The following is a 17,558-nucleotide window of genomic DNA, read 5'->3' on the forward strand; positions in this document are numbered from 1 at the left end:
TATCGTGAAGTAGCGAACGCATGTTCCTAGCGACCGGGTGGCGACACGCATGTCCAGGCGAAAAGCTAAAAGTGTCGATACACTCGCCAACGGGTGTTTCCATCACCCGGTCGCATCTTCGACCACACTGTATTTATAATTCCATTATAAGTTGGTCTGAATTCCGCTCCGCGCTCACTCTCCACTTGCGACGTCCGAGTCGCGATACCAACCACAGGAGTGAATCATGAAGGAGTTCGACCATAACCAGAATGAGGTTATCGACCTCGGCAAGGCCTCGGTTGAGACCAAGGGCGCCGTCGGTTTCTACATCGACGCCAGCGGCGGGCAATTGGCCAACAGCCCGGGCCTGCTCGACGAATAAGTCCTCGGCGGGCCGTGCGGCGCAATCCTGCCGCGCGACCCGCCGATTCGGGCTCCCAATCGATGGATCTCCACCGCGAAGGACTGGCGTGGCGCATTTTGGATGGCCAGCTCCTATTTCTCGATGTTTCCAACGATCGCTACTTTCGGTTGTCGGATGACGAAAATCGCAGATGTCTCGAAAAACTTGGCCGGTATCCCGAGAAGCAATGGCACCAACCGAGCAGCCTCGCCCGGCCTGCGGACTGGACCGTCCCAGAACAATCGAGCCCGGCAATCGCCGAGCACACCTTTAGTCTGCCCGCAGTCGCGAGAGCGCTTTGGATGCAACGCCGCGTTGAAGCGCGGCTCGCGAAACACTCTTTGGCGCTGGTCCTTTCCCAATTACGGAGCGTTGTCGAATCCAGGTCGGAAAGCCAATTCGAGATCAGTGAGAAGGGACGCAGGTGTATCGGGGCTTTTGAGGATGCACGATTGTTGCGCACCGCTGCGGACCGGTGTCTTTCGCGCTCCATCGCTCTCGCGACTTGTCTTGCCGCATATGGCGACCGGGCGCGGATCGTCATCGGCGTCCATACACCCCCTTTTGCAGCACACTGCTGGACGCAGCACCGAGACACGGTCTTGAACGACAGTGTCGAAGAAGTGCTCCGCTATGAACCAATTCTTGTCGTATGAGACCGCTACGTTTTGTTCTTGCGGTTCCTCATGGCGCGAACGGCCAAATCTTGCCGTCAATCGTTGCAACCCCGGGTCAGGTTTGTTCCGATGTCGCGGCCTTGTGGTGTGACAGCGAAACGCCCTGCCATTTCCTGAACCGACAGTGCTGCCTGATCGGGATCGCTTTTTCCCGAACGACATATCGCCGCGTGCGCGCCGCCGAGGAACTCGGGTTGGCCCCGGCCGAAGCCGAGGAGGCCGCCAAGCATCTCGTCGCCAACGTCTGGGGTGGATATGTCGCCATCCTAGGCGATTGGAGCAATGGGCCAATGGGTGTGCTGGTCGATCCTTCCGGACTCTTGCCCGTTTACCTTCTCTCCACATCCGAGCACGTCATACTGACCAGTGACCCGCTCCTGATTGCGGAAGCGGGAGGATTGGAGACGCCGGTTTCGTACCCGGCGCTGCACGCGCACCTGCTACGGCCTGAACAACGCCACCGGAAAACGTGTCTTGAGGGAATTGACGAACTCGCGCCTGGATCGCTGCATTTACTCGCGCGCCAGGGTTTGCAGATCCGTAGGATATGGCATGCAACCGACTTTCTCCCACGAATGCCGATCCCGGCATTCACGGATTACGCCGCGCAACTGAAGGAGCTCGGCGCCGCAGTGCTGCAAAGCTGGAGCGGCATGTTTGGAAGAGCAAGCGTAGCGGCATCGGGCGGCGTCGATTCGTCATTCATTTGCGCTGCTCTGGCCCATTCGGGCGAACGCTTCGATTGCGTTACTCTCGCCACTCCGGATCCGTCCGGCGACGAGCGCATATACGCCAATCGCGTGGCGGAATGGTTCGGGGTTCGGTGTGTCGAACGGATATACGACCCGGCGTTTTACGATCCTTCGAGGTCTTCCTCCCGGGGGTTGCCGCGACCGGCCCGACGTTCATTCCAGCACATTCTTGACGCCTTGCTTGTCGATGCGATGGCGGACCTCGGCGCCTCGGTCATCTACGATGGCAACGGAGGCGACAATCTGTTCTGTTTCCTCCATTCCTCTGCGCCGGTAGCCGACCGGCTGGCAGCGGAGGGTCTGGGGACAGGCGTGCTGCGCTCCCTGATTGACATGTGCCATATCACCGGATGCTCGGTCCCCACCATGGTCGCCGCAGTTCTTCGCAGACGGCTTGGTAAGGGAACGAGGGAAAGCTGGCCGGTCGATGCGAGTCTGCTTACCTGCGGAACTGACGCTGCGTACAGCGAGCCACTCGTGCCCTGGCTGAGTCCTCTAGGGATCTCAGGTTCGGGAAAACGCGACCATATGGTCCTGATCATGCGGGCACAGAACCACATTCATGGACTGGCCGCCGGCCCGCCTCGATTTTCGCCACTAATGAGTCAGCCGCTCATGGAGTTTTGTCTCGGTGTTCCGACTTGGATATGGGCACACGGCGGCAGGAACCGCGCTTTGGCCCGGGCGGCATTCGCACAGGAATTGCCGCCTGCCGTGCTGGCCAGAACATCGAAGGCCGGACCCGACAGCTTCGTAAGGCAAATTTTCGCCCTGAACCGAAATTCGATCGCCGAGCGCTTGCTGGATGGGTTGCTCGCCGCGAACGGGGTAATCGACCGCCATGCCGTGGAAGCCGCGCTGCGCACTGATGAACGAGACGACAACAGCATGTTCGGTCGCATACTTGACCTGCTCGAAGCCGAGAATTGGGCTCGCTCATGGACCCGCTAATGGTTCAGCATGGCAGCGAAGGTCGCGTGTGGGCGGGGCACCCTCCATGGCGCTCCAGCGGGCGTACTGTGCTTCTCTTGAAGGATTGCAGTTCAGCCTGCCCATAAGCCAGAACTCGAACCATTCGACGACGCGCTCGTACATCGCCAGGCGATGCGACGATTGCCATTTGACATGAGACTCATCGGGGAACACGTAGAGTTCGATAGCCTTATTGTTATGCGAGAAGGTTTCAACGACATCGAGGCTGCCTTCGTACTCGCTGTCCCCTGCCTGGATCAAAATTGGAACATCGATCCGGTCCACATTGAGTATGAGCGACATGGGCTCCCAGAATGTTTCGGCACCGGGCTCGAAATAGCGATAACCCATGTCCCGCAAATACTCGGTAAACCGTGGCCCTGCAGCGAGAGCGAAGGAGTAGAGATCCTCGCAGCACGATCCCATCGAAGCGACCTGGAAAAGGTCCGAGTTGATCAGCGCCCACTGGACGGTCGATCCGCCATCACTGAATCCGCTGATCCCCATGCGCGTTGGATCGACCGCACCAGTCTCGACGGCGCGTCGTACAGCGAGCTCTAGTGCTTCCTGCACCTGGCGCCGGTCCGCCCAGTCATCTTCGCTCAATGTCCGTATTTCTGCATCGGTTGTTGCCAGATACGCCTCTGGCGGGAAATCAGGCCGGTCGAAACTGAGGACCGCGAATCCGCGTGCGGCGAGAGGCTGGATCGGAACCTCGTCCCCGGTTCCTCCGCGAAGGAAGCCCCGGCTCCGGTACTGCACCACGATCAGGGGATGCAGTTCGCCAGGTCGATGAGTGGGCGGCAGGACAAGGTCGGCGAAACTCTCGACACCGCTTGCCAGGCGGAAGCGGAAACGCTGGACGGAGCCATACTCCATGTTCTCAAGCTGCGGGTTTGGATCGTGGATCAGTCGTTCTGATCCCGTTCGCATGTCGAGCGCCACCAATCGGCGAGGCTGTGTGCTGCCCTCACGCCCGCAAATAAGTTCGTTGGCATGAGGGGCGCACCCGATGAACACATCATCGGAAATCAGGACTTGGCGAGGCGCAGCATCGCGGGGATCCCAGCGCAACAATGCCGTCTGGCTGTCGGCCCATCCAGTACGCTGGACGAGGAAAAGGGCGCGCTCCGAGGCCGACCAGAACAGTTCTCGGATGCCGTCGCATTGCGTGACAGGGCAGACTTTTCGGCTGCCGTCCGGAGCGGCCAGAACCAGCCGCGTCGGGCTGAGGAGACGCTCGGGGAACTCTGCTTCGAGCCAGGCCGAAAATCCACCCTCTCCTGATCGAACATTTCGTGCGTTGTCCGGTATCGCTGCCGGTCGCGGCGGGGCAATAAGCACCTGCTCCATTTCGGTTGCAGGTCGCGATGACCCGTCCCGAAGCGAAACCCATGTATAGATCGGATCGGCATGGCCGGTCGGTATCGGTCGGTCGGCTGCCTGCGGCGCAAACCGCGCGTCGAAGAGAAAGCCGCGTCTGCCTTCGCTGGCGATTGCCGCGGCGGCGAGGCGAATTGCAGGCCTTGTGCTGACAATGAGACCCATTCCGTCCTGAGCCCAGGCGAAATCGTCGACATCGTCGGCCAGATTGGTTGCTCGGACCGCACCCGTTTGCCCGGTTGGGCTGGCCAACCAAACCTGTGTCGAACCGGCTTCTCTCCTCAGATACGCAATTCGCATGCCATCCGGCGACCATCGCGGCGCGCTTGTCCTAGGCCAACCGGCCAGTATCGCGGTGAAGTCGCGAAGCCGGAAATCGTCGCGAATGAATTCCCCGCCGCGCGCCACCTCGATTGGAGAACCTTCGCCGTTCAACGGCGCGACCAGCAGTCTTTGGCAATAGCTATTCGTCTCGGGAATTGCGCGACGGACGGTGAAGGCAATTTGGCTGTCGTCAGGCGAGATGCCAAATACACTTCGATTGGGAGTTCCGACCGGTGCGCCAATATCCGCAATCCGGACTTGTCCGTCCACTGTCCACTCACCTAATTCCGCATTTGCCGTTTCCTGGGCGATGGGCAGTGCATCACACGGATCTTCGGCCGATGGCGGATCTTCAGCTGTCGGCACGATCGTCAGGCTGAGCGCTAGGGTAAGGAGCGCAGTCATTACCAATGCCTCCTTACGCCAAACGCGATGAAGCGCCCGATCGGAGAATAATTGGTTGAATCGTAGGGTGTTGTGTTGGGACCGGTTTGGCCGATCACGTCCGGCTTATCGTTAAACAGGTTTTGAATGGTCAACGAGAACTCGAGGCCGGGATCACGGTCGTCGCCGCGAATGACCGCATAGTGCATGCCAAGATCGACAGTTGCGCTTGGTGACAGCCGCTGCACGGTTGCAAGCCGTCTGTCGACGAGCGCACCGATATAACTGACTGCCGCATTGGCGGTAAGGCGGCCTGCCCGATATCTTGCTGCTCCACGCGCGCGGTAGCGGGGCGGGTTGAAAGTCGTACCGGCAAGCTGGACTTCAGGTAGTTCGGATGTGATGGTTTGCCTGCTGCGCAACCAGCTGCCGTTGAGATCCAATCCTATCGAGCGGTCATTCCCGAGATCGCGGTTCCAGGCAATCCTGGCATCCAGCCCTTCTACGCTCCACGCCGCGACATTGATGTTCCTGTTATCGAACAGAACGACAACATCTGCAGGATCGAACGGGCGGCCTGTAAAGTTCTCCAATCCGAACTGGGCACCCGCGATGAGTTCGGCCAAATCGGCCGGATCAGGTGAAAAATCGATGAGGCTGGCATAGCCCGGATTGTTGATAGCAGCTGCGATCGATCCAGCGATCGGCGCAACGACGCGGTTGTCATAGCGGATATCATACCACGTCGCGGAGGCGGTCAATCCTCGGACTGCCGCAGGCTGGAACTCGAATCCCGCCGTCCAGCTTCGGGCGCGCTCGGGACGGAGGTTGGGATTGCCGCCCCCGCTCAGAAAGACTGTGTCGGAGCCGGTGCCCGCTCCGAACACCGCAGCAGGCACCAGAATGGCCTGAGAAAAGATGTTTTGCTGGAAAAGCGTGGGAGCCTTGAACGAGCGTGCCCAACTCGCTCTGAACATCAGATCACCACTTGGCGAATAGGTAATCCCAAGGCGCGGGGTGGCGAGCTGGTCGAGTCCGGGATAGTCTTCGTAGCGAACTGCAGCGGATAGCGTTAGCTGCTCGATTCCATCGACGGCGTTCCGACCCGACACGAATGGAACATACAGTTCCGCATAGGCGAAGCGAGCCCGCTGCGTTGCATCGAATTGCGCATTGAGGATCGCGCTTTCCAGAGAGTACTCGAGTCGATTGTTACGAAATCCGATGCCGACAGCCAAGCGCGTCTCGCCGCCGGGAAGAGTGATAACCGGGCCTTCCGCACCCATTTCCAGCGAGGTGATCTGATGCAGGTAGCTTCCCGTAGAGACGCGCGCCGGACCTGTCTCTGGAATGAAACTGGTCTGGAAGCGGGTTCGATCGCGCCCGAAGACACCCGCGAGATTGGCCTTCCAACTCGGCCCAAGGTCAAACTGCAGCGACGGCGCTACGGAAAAGGTCTCGAGGTCGGGCTCACGCCGAATGCGCTGGGCCGGCGTGCCATCAATGGTGGTTGATTCGCGATACGAATAGAGCGCGTCGAGATTGGCCTCCACGCCTTCTGACAAGCTCTGGTGCGCCGAAAATGTTACGGCGTGGCGCCGGTTTGAGGGATAAAGCAAGGTTTCCGGTAGCAGTGATCCTGCATAGGCGCGCTCCCTCGCCTCAATCCCGGAATTGTTCGCGAAGTCGTAGGCGAAGACGAAGCCGCCACTGTTCCAGATTGTGCCTGCGACTATGTCGGCCTGTTGGCGAAAGTTGCCTCCATCGGTGCTCGCTCCAATCTGGGCCGAGGTTGTCACGCCCTCAAAGTCGCGGCGCAGGATGACGTTCACAACGCCGCCAACCGCGTCCGAGCCATAGAGCGCTGAAGCTCCATCGGGGACGACCTCGAGCCGGTCGACAATGGCGAGCGGAATGGCGGAGATGTCGACGCCCTGGGACGCCGAGTTGTATGGAAGGCGATGACCGTTGAGCAATGTCAGCGTCGCATCGGGCCCAAGCCCGCGCAGATTGGGAGACGATGCTGAATTTACATTTTCATTGCCGATGCCGCCGCCCGAACCAACCCCAGGGTTCTGACCGCCCGAGAAATTCTGGGGTAGGTTGCGGATCGCTTCGCCGAGGTCCACCTGGCCCGTCTCGACGATCGTCTCGCGATCAAGCTCGATGACTTCACCTACGACCCGTGCGCCTCGGATACGCGTTCCCGTGACAACGATCGCGGAACTCTCTTCGTCCAAAGCTGTATCGCCAACCTCGGCAGCGTCATCTTGTGCCTGTTCGCCTGGACTGTCTTGGGCGAAAAGAGGAGGAGCGGCACCTGCAAATGCTGCCCCGGTTAGAAGGACGGAAAGTGTGCGAATTGTCGACGACATTGATATCTCCCTGTTTTGGCGCGGACCGGCCGCTACAGAAGATGACGCTCACTTTTGCGAGCACCTTAGTTTCAATTGAAATTAAATTTTGAGTGGTCCCTTTTGGCCGGATGCCTGCAGTCACCAACTGTGACCCAGCGCTTGTCGCAAATGCGCCAGAGCTTTCATCATGTGATAGTCGACCGTCGGCAGTGCGATGCCGAGTTCGATATGTATCTCTCGGTAGGATTTCTTCTCGAAGCGGTTCATCGCGAAGATACGCGCGCACTTTTCGGGGAGCTCTGCGAGCGCGATTTCCAGCACTTGCCGGGTTTCACGGACATGCACAGCATCTTCTTGCGCGGCGCGGCTTGGCGCGTCTGCGTTCTCCAGAAGTGGCTGGGTCCTGACCCGGCACTTTTGCCGCCGCGCCTCGTCCACGAGCAAGTTGAATGCAATCCGCCTCAGAAAGCCTGCCGGATTGACGAGTTCCGTCAGCTGCTTGCTGGTCGCTGCACGCAGAAACACGTCCTGTGCCAGGTCGCGAGCGCGCTCGGAGTCCACGCGCCGCGCAAGATAGGCGATCAGTCCAGCCCGTTCCTCGCGGTAGAGGGCATCGAGTGTGCGGCGGCGGCCGACCGTTCGGCTTACTTTTGCAGCGCAGTATGCGGGGCCCACGGACTGGGGGGATTGGTGCCGAATTTCGGCGGCAATTTGAGTCATGCTTCGAACTTGGAGGCGACCGCAACCTGAGTTCGCCGTGGCGAACTGCGTGCGGGTTCCAGGTCTGTGCCGCCGTCCGGGGCCTAGTTTGTGCCCCTTGATCGGTCCGGCCGCCGGGCCTGCGATGGACCGGCGTGCATGATGTCCGGCGGAAAGATCCACGCGGATGGTGCCAGAATATCAATCCGCGCGCTGTCAATCTGCCCAACATAGGAATGGCTTGCAAGAGGTAAGTAGAGCCGTTTTGGACCCGCTTGTGGCGGCGGTCGTCGCCTTCACTAAGAACGCCAAAATCTTGGCGAACATCGGATCGAACATGCCCAATATTGGGGAGGCGGCCCCCTTGGTCATGGAATGTCGGCGCGGTGCTGGCGCCTCTAGCGAAATCGGCGAGAAAGGAGGTGCTTCATGGCTCGACCATTTGACAGCAACGACCGAACCGGCGGATACGACTTTTCGGATTTCGCGCAGGAGTTCCTGCGCCGCAATGCCGCGTACCGGCAACAATACGCACGGATCGCCAGCGAAAGCGGTTTCGACCCGCAATCCCCAGCTTGCCGCCGAATGGCGCGTACATGGGGCCTTGAATTTCCCGATTGATCCCCACCTTTCGGCTCGCAGCGATCCGGCGATCTGGCGAGCCGAGGAAAACCCCAATGTTGTAATTCTTAGCGGTAGCGGCGCGGTCAAGGCGGCGCGCGCAGCGTGCGACCTGATCTCCAAGCGAACCAGCAATGCGGGAGATCATCTGGTCCTCGCCGGTGGTGGCGCTCGCCATCGGCTGCTCGTTATGGCCTCCGCCCGGTTGGGTGGAGACAATTATCTGATCCCTCGGGACCAGTCGGTTCCGATCAGGCTGGCGGCGCTCGATGCGTTTCACTGCTGTGTAGATGGTTCCGCTGCTCCCAGCGTGCGAAACCAGTTGCAGCCCACTGCCTATCAGTCCCACCGCTTCCACTTGCTGCTCGCCATACTTGATGCTTTATCCCGGGCGCCTGAGGGTGTTATGCTAAAAGATATCGCTGGAACCATTGTTTATCGGGGATTGTCCGCGCAGCGCGCCATTGACTGGAAATCGTCATCGCAACGCCGCCAGACCCAGCGTCTCGTGGTTGAGGCGCGGCGAATGGCGTCGCACGGCTATCTCGGCTTGCTTCGCCAAAGCCGGCTCCGCTCTTTTCAAACGCACTGAATGCACTATGGTTTTTCGTGGGGCATGCTGCTGAATTTTGCGGCGCGCCCGGATTGGAACCGGACCTTGAGGGTCGCAACTGCAACTGCTGGAACAGGTGGAATGGAACCGTCTGATCCGGCACCGAGCAGGCGGTCGGGTGGCGGCGTGTTGGATTGCGTGCTGCCGATCGAACGGCAGGTCTATGTACGCATATCTCGCGGAGGAATTCGCAACTGAACTTATCAATGTCCGTTCGGACACTGAACTCGACGGTGCGCTTAAACAGGTTTCCCGGCGCCTTGGCTTCGACCACTTCGCGCTTAGCCTGGAGATGCGTTCGACATCGTGCGAGGCACCGGGCCTGCTATTGCACGACTATCCCGACGAATGGGCGAAAGTCTATATTGCCTTCGACCTCGCAGGGCAGGATCCGGTGCGAAGAGCCTGTGACAAGACCATCATCGGTTTCGCCTGGGACTGGATTGACGAACTCGTCCCTCTCACGCGCGGCGACCGTCAAATGCTCAATGTCGGCCGGGAATGCGGAATTGGCAATGGTTATACTGTTCCGCGGCATTTGCCCGGGATAGGGCGCGGCACCTGCACCTTTGCTGTTCGACCCGAGCGAGAACTGCCCCGACGGCGCTTCGCCGTCGCGGAAATGATCGGGACGCTGGCTTTGAGCTGTGCGCTGGGCCTGAGTTCAGAAAAGTTCGATGAGAAGGTCCCTTCCCTGACCGATCGGCAGCGGGAGTGTCTGCTTTGGGTTGCAAGAGGGAAGACTGCAGCTGAAACGGCCATGATACTCGAAATCAGCACCGAAACCGTCATTCAGCATCTTAAGATGGCCCGCGAGCGCTACCAGGTCCATTGTAAACAGTCCCTCGTCGTCGCGGCGCTGTTCGACGGGTTGATCGGGTTTGCCGACATTATCCGTTGGCGGGACACAGGCTAGTTTTCGCGCCACTGCCTCTCAATCACTCGAACATGGCCGTACTGCCTATTTCGCAACCGTTCAGAAAGCAATTTGACTTCTCTCGGCATTTCGATATTTTAATAGTTATCGAATCATTGGAGTGAGCGATGCAAGCCGACCGCGTGATCCGAGCCCTATCTGCTCTGGCACAGGAGCATCGCCTCGCCGCATTCCGCCTGCTCGTGCAGGCCGGGGAGCAAGGCGTTGCCGCTGGGGTGCTAGCTGAGAAACTCCAAGTGCCTCCGTCTTCAATGAGTTTTCACCTTGCCCAACTGGGCAATGCGGGGCTGGTCACCCAGCGGCGCGAAAGCCGCTCGATCATCTATTCGGCGGACTATGCCGCGATGAATGGCCTGATGGGCTACCTCACCGAGAACTGCTGCGGCGGCATGTCCTGTTCCCAGGATACCGAATGCTTTCCTTCTCCTCAACGAAAGAGCGCCTGATGAAACGCTTTCACGTGCATGTCGGCGTGACCGACATCGACCACTCTATTGCCTTCTATTCAAGCCTGTTCGGTGCCGAGCCCGACGTGGTGAAGGCCGACTATGCCAAGTGGATGCTGGAAGATCCGCGCATCAACTTCGCGATTTCGATGCGCGAGGCTGCTGCCAAAGGCATCGAGCATGTCGGCTTGCAGGTCGAGGACAAGAGCGAACTCGAAGAGGTCTATGGCCGCCTCAAGGCTGCTGACCGCCCGGTGCTCGAAGAAGGCGCGACGACTTGCTGCTACGCGCAGTCGGAAAAGAGCTGGATCGCCGATCCAGATGGCGTCGTCTGGGAAGCTTTTCTGACCGATGGCGAGAGCACGACCTATGGCGGCAGTCCTGACCTCGACCAGCTCGCATCTGCCATTGCCACTTTGGGCGCCTGCTGCGCGCCGCAACTGGCACCTGCCAAGACGTCCTGCTGCTGAGGTAACTGATGTTAGATCAACCGCTGAACGTGCTGTTCCTGTGCACGGGCAATTCCGCTCGTTCGATCCTGGGTGAGGCAATCCTCAACCAAGACGGTGAGGGTCGATTCAAGGCCTACAGCGCCGGAAGCAATCCGATCGGCACAGTGAATCCCTGGGCGATCCATACGCTCAAGACACTGGGCTATCCGGCAGATGGCTATTCCTCAAAGAGCTGGAGCGAGTTTGCCGAAGGACCAGAATTCGATCTGATCTTCACCGTCTGCGACAGCGCGGCGGCCGAGACTTGCCCAGTATGGCCGGGTCGTCCGACTTCCGCGCACTGGGGCATTCCTGATCCGGCGGCGGTCGAGGGCAGCGATGCAGAGAAGGCAGCGGCCTTCCTCGATGCGTTTCGCATGCTGAAGCGCCGTATCGACCTGATGCTGGCGCTGCCGATTGCCAGCTTCGAGCAGATTGCCCTGCGCGAAAAGCTGCAAGCCATTGGCCACGAGGCGGATGAACAATGACCGCTGCAGCTGCTGACATGGACGCCCGCGCGGCGGGGCTAGGCCTGTTCGAGAAATGGCTTTCGGTCTGGGTCGGCGGCGCGATCCTCGCCGGGATTGCGCTCGGCAATGCAGCGCCAGAGCTATTCGCCTCGCTAGCGGGCATCGAATACGCCTCGGTCAATCTTGTCGTCGCAGTTCTGATCTGGGCGATGATATTCCCGATGATGGTGGCGGTCGATTTCGGCGCGGTGCGTCGCGTCGGTGACAAGCCAAAGGGCCTGATCATCACGCTGGTAGTGAACTGGTTCATCAAGCCTTTCACGATGGCTGCACTTGGCGTGTTGTTCTTCGAGGTCGTCTTTGCCGACCTGATCGCGCCTGCCGATGCCCAGCAATACATCGCCGGGCTGATCCTGCTGGGTGCGGCCCCTTGCACCGCGATGGTCTTCGTATGGTCGCAGCTCACCAGGGGCGATCCTGCCTATACGCTGGTGCAAGTCGCGGCGAATGATCTCATCATGATCGTGGCCTTCGCGCCCATTGTCGCGCTGCTGCTGGGCGTGACCGACATTGCGGTCCCGTGGGAGACGCTGCTGCTCTCGGTCGCGCTCTATGTGGTCGTGCCGCTCGCAGCCGGTGCCATTGTGCGGCATCGGCTTCTCGCGACCCATGGCGGCGATGAAGCGGCGGTGTCCGAATTCACGGGGCGCATGAAGCCGCTCTCGATCATCGGCCTGCTGCTGACGGTGTTGCTGCTGTTCGGCTTCCAGGCGGAAACCATTGTCGCCCGACCGCTGTTGATCGCGCTGATTGCAGCGCCCATTGTTGTCCAAAGCTACGGCATCTTCTTCATCGCTTATGGCTGGGCCAAAGCGTGGAAGGTCCCGCACGCAGTAGCCGCGCCCTGCGCTCTTATCGGCACGTCCAATTTTTTCGAACTGGCGGTGGCGGTTGCGATCGGCCTGTTCGGCCTAGGGAGCGGAGCTGCTTTGGCTACGGTGGTAGGCGTCCTCGTAGAAGTGCCTGTCATGTTGTCGCTGGTAGCGATCGCCAATCGGACGCGTGGTATATTCCCTTTGGCTTGATGCGGATGTGCCTCATACCGGTCTGGGGGCGAGCAAGATGACGCCGGCGCCTACAAGGCAGATCGCCACGCCCAGAGTGTCCCACCGATCGGGCTTCACGCCTTCTGCGATCCAAAGCCACAAAAGCGCGGACAGAATGTAGACCCCGCCGTAGGCAGCATAAGTTCGACCTGCATGCTCGGCATCGACCAGCGTTAGCAAATAGGCAAAAAGGACGAGTGAAGCCACGCCCGGAACGAGCCACCAAGCCGACTTGTCCATACGCAACCACGCCCAGAAAGCGAAACAGCCCGCAATTTCAGCAATTGCAGCACCGAGATATGCGAGAAAGGTCATCATCTGACCTCTATCGAGATTTCGACTGTCGATCGCAAACGGGATTACCCGGTTGATGGCTTTACTGGACCAAGCGAGGCGCAACTACGATAGCATGGAGCCAAGATCGGAGCCCACGCTCGGATACACCGATACCATTTTCTTGAGATCGCTTGTTGTCAGTCCAAGTCGGATGGCCAAACCGAAGAAATTAATGATTTCGCCATATTCGGGTCCGAGCAGATGGGCGCCCAGGATAGTGTCGCTGTCCTTATCGATTATAACCTTGGTTGCAGCGCAGCTTTCGCCAACGCGAAGGTTGGAATACCAGTCGCCGGTGTCATTCTCGACGACGCGGATATCGTGCCCGGCCTCTCGTGCATCCTGTTCGAGCATGCCAACGCGGGTTAGCTCCGGTACGGTAAATACAGCGCTCGGAACTCCCGAATAATCCGGCTTGGTCCGGTTGCCCTTGAGCATATTGGACGCAGCTACCTTGCCCTCGAAAACCGCGACAGGCGTAAGCGGGGCACCCTGCGTATCGGCGGCATCCCCGGCAGCGTAGATTTTCGGGTTGGACGTGCTTTGCAGGTAGGCGTTGACCGCAACGCCCTTGTCACCTGCCTCGACATTGGCTGCGGCCAGATCGAGCTGATCAATTGCCGCGACGCGGCCCGCGCCTTGGACGACGAGATCGGCGCGCAAATCTTTCGTTTCGCTACCCGTTTCTACCGTGACAAGAAAGTCCGTCCCGTCCTTCTTGATGGATTTGAGTGACGTGCGCCGTCGCAGTTGGACGCCGACTTCCTCGCCTCGCGCGACGAGTCTTTCAACAAGATCGGCATCGAAACCTTTAAGCGGTCTCTCGCCGCGATCGATCATGCACACCTCGCTGCCGGCGCGTGCTGCGATATGGCCAAACTCGAACGAGATGAAGCCGCCGCCGATGAACAGGATGCGTTCGGGCAGCGCATCGAGCCGCATGAACTCGGTGCTGTCGGTAAGGTGTTCGGAGCCGGGAACATCTATCGTCCGCGGCTTGGCACCCGTTGCGATCAGGAAATGGTTTGCCTGAAACTGGCCCTCGCCGTCGATTTCGACGGTATCTTCGCCGACGAAGCGCGCTTTCCCGTGAAGGGTAGTGACGCCGTTGCTCTCCAGACCGTTTTCGATCCGACCGGGCATTTTGTCGGTGAACGTCTGCGTGAAGGCGACCAGATCGGGCCAGTTGATGGCGATGTCGTTCGGTTCGATGCCCTTGCCGTGCATGAGCCGCGCTGCGTCGATGATTTCCGCCCCGCGGCGGAGCATTTTCTTCGGATCGCAGCCGCGCAGGGCGCAGGTGCCGCCATAAGGCAGTTCGTCGACCACCGCGACCGACCAACCGGCTGAGGCGCATTTGTTGGCGGCATTTACGGCCGCCATACCAACACCCAGCACTATAAGATCGAAGTTTCGCGTACTCATCTCACCGCCCTCCGCAACATGTGGCGCCCTTGCGATCGGCACGCGTTTCCTGGATCGGCGGGCAGGGGATGGTGCCGAATGAGCAGAAGACACAGCAATCGCCCGCATTGGGGCGGAGTTTCACACCGCAACCATTGCAATCGTAGAAAAACCAGCAGGCATCCGTCGGCATTCTTTCGAGCTTTTTGTACCCGCAAGTAGGGCATGTGATCTCGGACTTCAGTTCGATCATAGCGCGCTCTCTGAAAGGATCGCCGGATATCCGGCCTCGGTCGACGCCGCGGCGATCGCGCTTGTGGTTGTTCGCTCAGGATCGAACTGCGCAGTCGCCGTCCTGGTCTCGTAATCGATAGTCACCTCGTGCACGCCTGCCACGCCTTCCATCGCGCGCCGAACCGTTATCGGGCAGGTCGCGCAGGTCATATTCTCGACCGCAAAACTTGCCGATTGCAGATGCGCGGAATTTTGTTGAACCCGTTCGTCGGAGTTTGGCGGAAACAAGGTCGCTGCCCAGATACCCGCTCCGGCCAGTCCCAGTATCGCAACTGCGACGATCATCGTCTTCTTCATCTTTCGAACTCCTAGTAGAATTGCGGCGCCCACCACTCGACCGTGGACGAGGCAGCGACCAATACGGTCGCCAGCCACAGGGAGCTTTTGACGAGCAGGTTTGCTCCGGGCCGCGCGCAATATGTTCCGTCTTCGCAAGGTTCGGCTTGCCGAAAATAGACGTGCCGGAATCCAAGGGCCAAAAAGACAACCGCAATGGCGATAAATACCCATTTGTACGGTTCGAGCGCAGTGAGATTGCCGATCCACGCGCCGCTGATGCCAAGGCTCAGCAATAACAGCGGGGCAATACAGCAGGACGAGGCGAGTATCGCGCCGAGCGTCCCGCCGCTCGCCCATAAGCGCTGCGCGTTCTTGTGCATTTGATCGACCATGGAAACCAATGTACTCCCTGTAGTAACTACAGGTTCAAGCACTAATTGGCATATGGCTCATGACAGCATCGCAAGTGATCAAACGGGGAGAACTGGCCAGACGGTCGGGCTGCAACCTTGAGACAATCCGCTACTACGAGAACATCGGTCTGCTTCAGCCTCCCGAGCGTACGGCAAGCGGGCACAGGCTCTATCCACCCGGCGACCAGGCGCGGCTCGGCTTTATCTTGCGCGGCCGCGATCTGGGTTTTTCGATCGAGGAGCTCAAAAGCCTGCTCAGCCTCGTTGATTCGCACCCCTACAGCTGCGGCGAGGTTCGGGATCTGACCAATAACCATCTGGCCAGCGTGCGAGCTAAAATTGCTGATTTGACTAGGTTGGAGCGCACGCTAGCCGATGTATCAGCCCGCTGCGAAGGCGGTGATGTTCCGGAATGCCCCATCATAGATACGCTCTTTGGTCGTGGTCCTGGCGCCCGATAGTGAAGCTATGCCGTCGGAACGGGTGCGCGTCTTGAAGCTATTTCGATCGAAGCCGGATGCGACGAGGCGAGGGAACGAATATGCGCCCTGTCCGTCCCCTCACTACAGAGCCTCGTCATTTAACTTTTGATAGCTTTCCATGCCGACCACCATTCTGATTGTCGAAGACGAATTCCTCATAGCTGTCGAAATGGAGGCGGTGGTTCACGATCTCGGTCATGAATCCGCAGGCATAGCCGACGACATGCAATCGGCATTGGCAAAGGCTTCAGACGCGATCGATGTGGCGCTCGTCGATGTCAATCTGGCCGATGGAGCCACTGGTCCGAGGATCGGCGAGAAGCTTGCTGCGGATTTCGGGATCGAGGTTATTTTCGTAACCGCCAATCCCGCACAACTCGGCGAAGGGGTGAGCGGAACGCTGGGCGCGCTGGAAAAACCGGTCGATCTTAGCATTCTCAAGCAGGTTCTCGACTATGTCATTGCGGTCCGGAAGGGCGAAAAAATCGATCCGCCAGCCCGTCTTAGGCTCTTCTTTAACTAGGCTCCTGCAACCTGCTTTTTCGGACATCCATGACGAGTTCAACGCCATCGTCATGCCAGGTTCTCTCGTAATTGCCTCCTAGCTGTTGCTTCACGGCCAACTCGATGAGGCGACTTCCGAAACCCGTTTGAGGCTCACTCGCCTTGTTGATGTGAGCTCCGTGTTCCCTCCAGCGGAAGCGGACCATCTCGTCCTCGGTTGAAAGGTCCAGCGAAATCCTTCCCTCGGGATTGGACAGAGCTCCGTACTTCATCGCGTTGGTAGCCAGCTCGTGGAACACCAATGCAACCGGCGTGGCGGCGCGGCTTTCGACCGCGATATCGGGGCCGGAAATAGCAATCCTTCTTTCGGAAAAGGCAGGATAGGTCTCGAAGATCGTCGCAAGCAGCGTGGCGAGGGTCACTTCCTTGCCCTCGGGCTGGGACTTTTCGCTGTGGGGCCGGACGAATTCGTGCGCGCGCCCCAGCGCGGAAATCCGGCCCAGCAGGTCGCGCGACGCTTCACCGAACGCTTCATTTGCGCGCGCTGTCAGGCTGATCAAACCGGAAACAATCGCGAAGATGTTCTTGATGCGATGGCTGAGCTCTTGACTCAGGATTTCGTTTTGGAGGGCGGTGCGCTTCTGCTCGTCGATATCCGTACAAGTGCCGATCCAGCGCTGGATCTCACCCTCCTCGTTGAGGATCGGCAGCGCACGACCGATCATCCAGCGATAATCGCCGCTGTGATGCCTCAGGCGATATTCAACCTCGTACGGTTCGCCGGTAGCGAGGCTGTGGTTCCATTTCTTCCATGTGTCGGCCTGGTCATCCTCATGGAACATCCCGGCCCATCCTTCGCCGTCGGTTGATCCGACAGGGACACCCGTGAATTCATACCAGCGCGCATTGTAATAATCGTGGGAGCCGTCGGGAAGAGTCGACCATACCATCTGCGGCATGGTGTCGGCGAGCGCATGGAAAGCAGCTCCGGCGGATTGCAGCGCATGCTCTGTAGCGAGGGGCAAGACATCAGGCGCCGAAGAGGATTCGCGGCTGCCAAGCTGGAAGTTCGTGATGACTTTTGCATTCATAGCCAGCTTGTGACCTTCCCGGGATGAACAGAATCGGACCGATAAGATACCTGTCGTATCTTGATGATTTTCAAACGCTGACGCTCATCGCAAAGGTGGGATGGCCAGTAAACTCTCCCCTGTAGAGCGCCAGATGTG

At 59.3% G+C, this 17,558-nt stretch carries 20 protein-coding genes; 11 read left to right on the forward strand and 9 right to left on the reverse strand.

The window, feature by feature from the left end; all coding sequences use genetic code 11:
* Nucleotides 1-226: 226 nt before the first annotated feature.
* From AC13F2_RS03860 to AC13F2_RS03870, 3 genes are all read left to right on the forward strand, one after another.
* Nucleotides 227-364, forward strand: coding sequence for a benenodin family lasso peptide (locus tag AC13F2_RS03860; RefSeq protein WP_010240188.1), 138 nt, complete (start codon nt 227-229; stop codon nt 362-364).
* Nucleotides 365-426: 62 nt separating this feature from the next.
* Nucleotides 427-1,041, forward strand: a complete 615-nt coding sequence (locus tag AC13F2_RS03865) for a lasso peptide biosynthesis B2 protein (RefSeq protein WP_010240191.1) — start codon at nt 427-429, stop codon at nt 1,039-1,041.
* 50 nt (nt 1,042-1,091) lie between these two features.
* On the forward strand, nt 1,092-2,765 hold the full coding sequence (locus AC13F2_RS03870; protein ID WP_197273853.1) for an asparagine synthase-related protein: 1,674 nt from the start codon (nt 1,092-1,094) through the stop codon (nt 2,763-2,765).
* On the opposite strand, the gene AC13F2_RS03875 is transcribed toward AC13F2_RS03870, so the two are convergent.
* The 3 genes from AC13F2_RS03875 to AC13F2_RS03885 all read right to left on the reverse strand — a co-directional run bounded on the left by AC13F2_RS03875 (nt 2,751) and on the right by AC13F2_RS03885 (nt 7,954).
* A complete protein-coding gene (locus AC13F2_RS03875) occupies nt 2,751-4,898 on the reverse strand; it encodes an Atxe2 family lasso peptide isopeptidase (protein WP_054523105.1) in 2,148 nt (715 codons plus the stop codon). The two genes, AC13F2_RS03870 and AC13F2_RS03875, sit on opposite strands and share 15 nt — an antisense overlap.
* Nucleotides 4,898-7,252: a TonB-dependent receptor plug domain-containing protein gene (locus AC13F2_RS03880; RefSeq protein ID WP_082379134.1), complete on the reverse strand. Its 2,355-nt coding sequence runs from the start codon at nt 7,250-7,252 to the stop codon at nt 4,898-4,900. Before AC13F2_RS03880 ends, AC13F2_RS03875 begins: the two co-directional genes overlap by 1 nt.
* 120 nt (nt 7,253-7,372) lie before the next feature.
* Nucleotides 7,373-7,954: an RNA polymerase sigma factor gene (locus AC13F2_RS03885; protein ID WP_482964375.1), complete on the reverse strand. Its 582-nt coding sequence runs from the start codon at nt 7,952-7,954 to the stop codon at nt 7,373-7,375.
* 256 nt (nt 7,955-8,210) lie between these two features.
* Between AC13F2_RS03885 and AC13F2_RS03890 the strand changes: the two genes are divergently transcribed.
* From AC13F2_RS03890 to arsB, 6 genes are all read left to right on the forward strand, one after another.
* The gene (locus tag AC13F2_RS03890; RefSeq protein WP_482964376.1) at nt 8,211-9,146 is read left to right on the forward strand and encodes a DNA -binding domain-containing protein; all 936 of its coding nucleotides are present in this window, start codon (nt 8,211-8,213) and stop codon (nt 9,144-9,146) included.
* Nucleotides 9,147-9,330: 184 nt separating this feature from the next.
* Nucleotides 9,331-10,083 (forward strand): LuxR family transcriptional regulator, encoded by a 753-nt coding sequence (locus tag AC13F2_RS03895; protein WP_054522832.1) that lies wholly within the window; start codon nt 9,331-9,333, stop codon nt 10,081-10,083.
* 128 nt (nt 10,084-10,211) lie between these two features.
* Entirely contained in the window at nt 10,212-10,550 is a 339-nt protein-coding gene (locus AC13F2_RS03900; protein WP_010240699.1) for an ArsR/SmtB family transcription factor, read from the forward strand.
* Nucleotides 10,550-11,020 carry an ArsI/CadI family heavy metal resistance metalloenzyme gene (locus AC13F2_RS03905; protein ID WP_010240701.1) on the forward strand — a complete coding sequence of 157 codons (471 nt, stop codon included), beginning with the start codon at nt 10,550-10,552 and terminating at the stop codon, nt 11,018-11,020. The genes AC13F2_RS03900 and AC13F2_RS03905 overlap by 1 nt, the downstream gene beginning before the upstream one ends.
* A gap of 8 nt (nt 11,021-11,028) precedes the next feature.
* Nucleotides 11,029-11,529, forward strand: a complete 501-nt coding sequence (locus tag AC13F2_RS03910) for an arsenate reductase ArsC (RefSeq protein WP_029140661.1) — start codon at nt 11,029-11,031, stop codon at nt 11,527-11,529.
* On the forward strand, nt 11,526-12,596 hold the full coding sequence (arsB, locus tag AC13F2_RS03915; RefSeq protein ID WP_054522831.1) for an ACR3 family arsenite efflux transporter: 1,071 nt from the start codon (nt 11,526-11,528) through the stop codon (nt 12,594-12,596). The genes AC13F2_RS03910 and arsB overlap by 4 nt, the downstream gene beginning before the upstream one ends.
* Before the next feature lie 12 nt (nt 12,597-12,608).
* Here the strand turns inward: arsB and AC13F2_RS03920 are convergent, their stop codons facing one another.
* From AC13F2_RS03920 to AC13F2_RS03940, 5 genes are all read right to left on the reverse strand, one after another.
* Nucleotides 12,609-12,935 (reverse strand): YnfA family protein, encoded by a 327-nt coding sequence (locus tag AC13F2_RS03920; protein WP_054522830.1) that lies wholly within the window; start codon nt 12,933-12,935, stop codon nt 12,609-12,611.
* A gap of 81 nt (nt 12,936-13,016) precedes the next feature.
* On the reverse strand, nt 13,017-14,378 hold the full coding sequence (locus AC13F2_RS03925; RefSeq protein WP_054522829.1) for a dihydrolipoyl dehydrogenase family protein: 1,362 nt from the start codon (nt 14,376-14,378) through the stop codon (nt 13,017-13,019).
* Nucleotide 14,379: 1 nt separating this feature from the next.
* Nucleotides 14,380-14,610, reverse strand: coding sequence for a GDCCVxC domain-containing (seleno)protein (locus AC13F2_RS03930; RefSeq protein ID WP_082379137.1), 231 nt, complete (start codon nt 14,608-14,610; stop codon nt 14,380-14,382).
* Complete coding sequence (locus tag AC13F2_RS03935) at nt 14,607-14,948, reverse strand: heavy-metal-associated domain-containing protein (protein ID WP_047819462.1); 342 nt, start codon at nt 14,946-14,948, stop codon at nt 14,607-14,609. The genes AC13F2_RS03930 and AC13F2_RS03935 overlap by 4 nt, the downstream gene beginning before the upstream one ends.
* Nucleotides 14,949-14,959: 11 nt before the next feature.
* Nucleotides 14,960-15,322 carry a mercuric transporter MerT family protein gene (locus tag AC13F2_RS03940; RefSeq protein ID WP_010240364.1) on the reverse strand — a complete coding sequence of 121 codons (363 nt, stop codon included), beginning with the start codon at nt 15,320-15,322 and terminating at the stop codon, nt 14,960-14,962.
* A gap of 59 nt (nt 15,323-15,381) precedes the next feature.
* On the opposite strand from AC13F2_RS03940, the gene AC13F2_RS03945 reads away from it, so the two are divergent.
* Both AC13F2_RS03945 and AC13F2_RS03950 read left to right on the forward strand, forming a co-directional pair.
* A complete protein-coding gene (locus tag AC13F2_RS03945) occupies nt 15,382-15,804 on the forward strand; it encodes a MerR family transcriptional regulator (RefSeq protein ID WP_010240361.1) in 423 nt (140 codons plus the stop codon).
* A 139-nt stretch (nt 15,805-15,943) separates the two neighbouring features.
* Entirely contained in the window at nt 15,944-16,348 is a 405-nt protein-coding gene (locus AC13F2_RS03950; protein ID WP_010240358.1) for a response regulator, read from the forward strand.
* Here the strand turns inward: AC13F2_RS03950 and AC13F2_RS03955 are convergent.
* Nucleotides 16,341-17,420: a sensor histidine kinase gene (locus AC13F2_RS03955; RefSeq protein ID WP_054523345.1), complete on the reverse strand. Its 1,080-nt coding sequence runs from the start codon at nt 17,418-17,420 to the stop codon at nt 16,341-16,343. The two genes, AC13F2_RS03950 and AC13F2_RS03955, sit on opposite strands and share 8 nt — an antisense overlap.
* Nucleotides 17,421-17,558: the final 138 nt, after the last annotated feature.

This window comes from Qipengyuania sp. L-5Y (genome assembly GCF_056859455.1).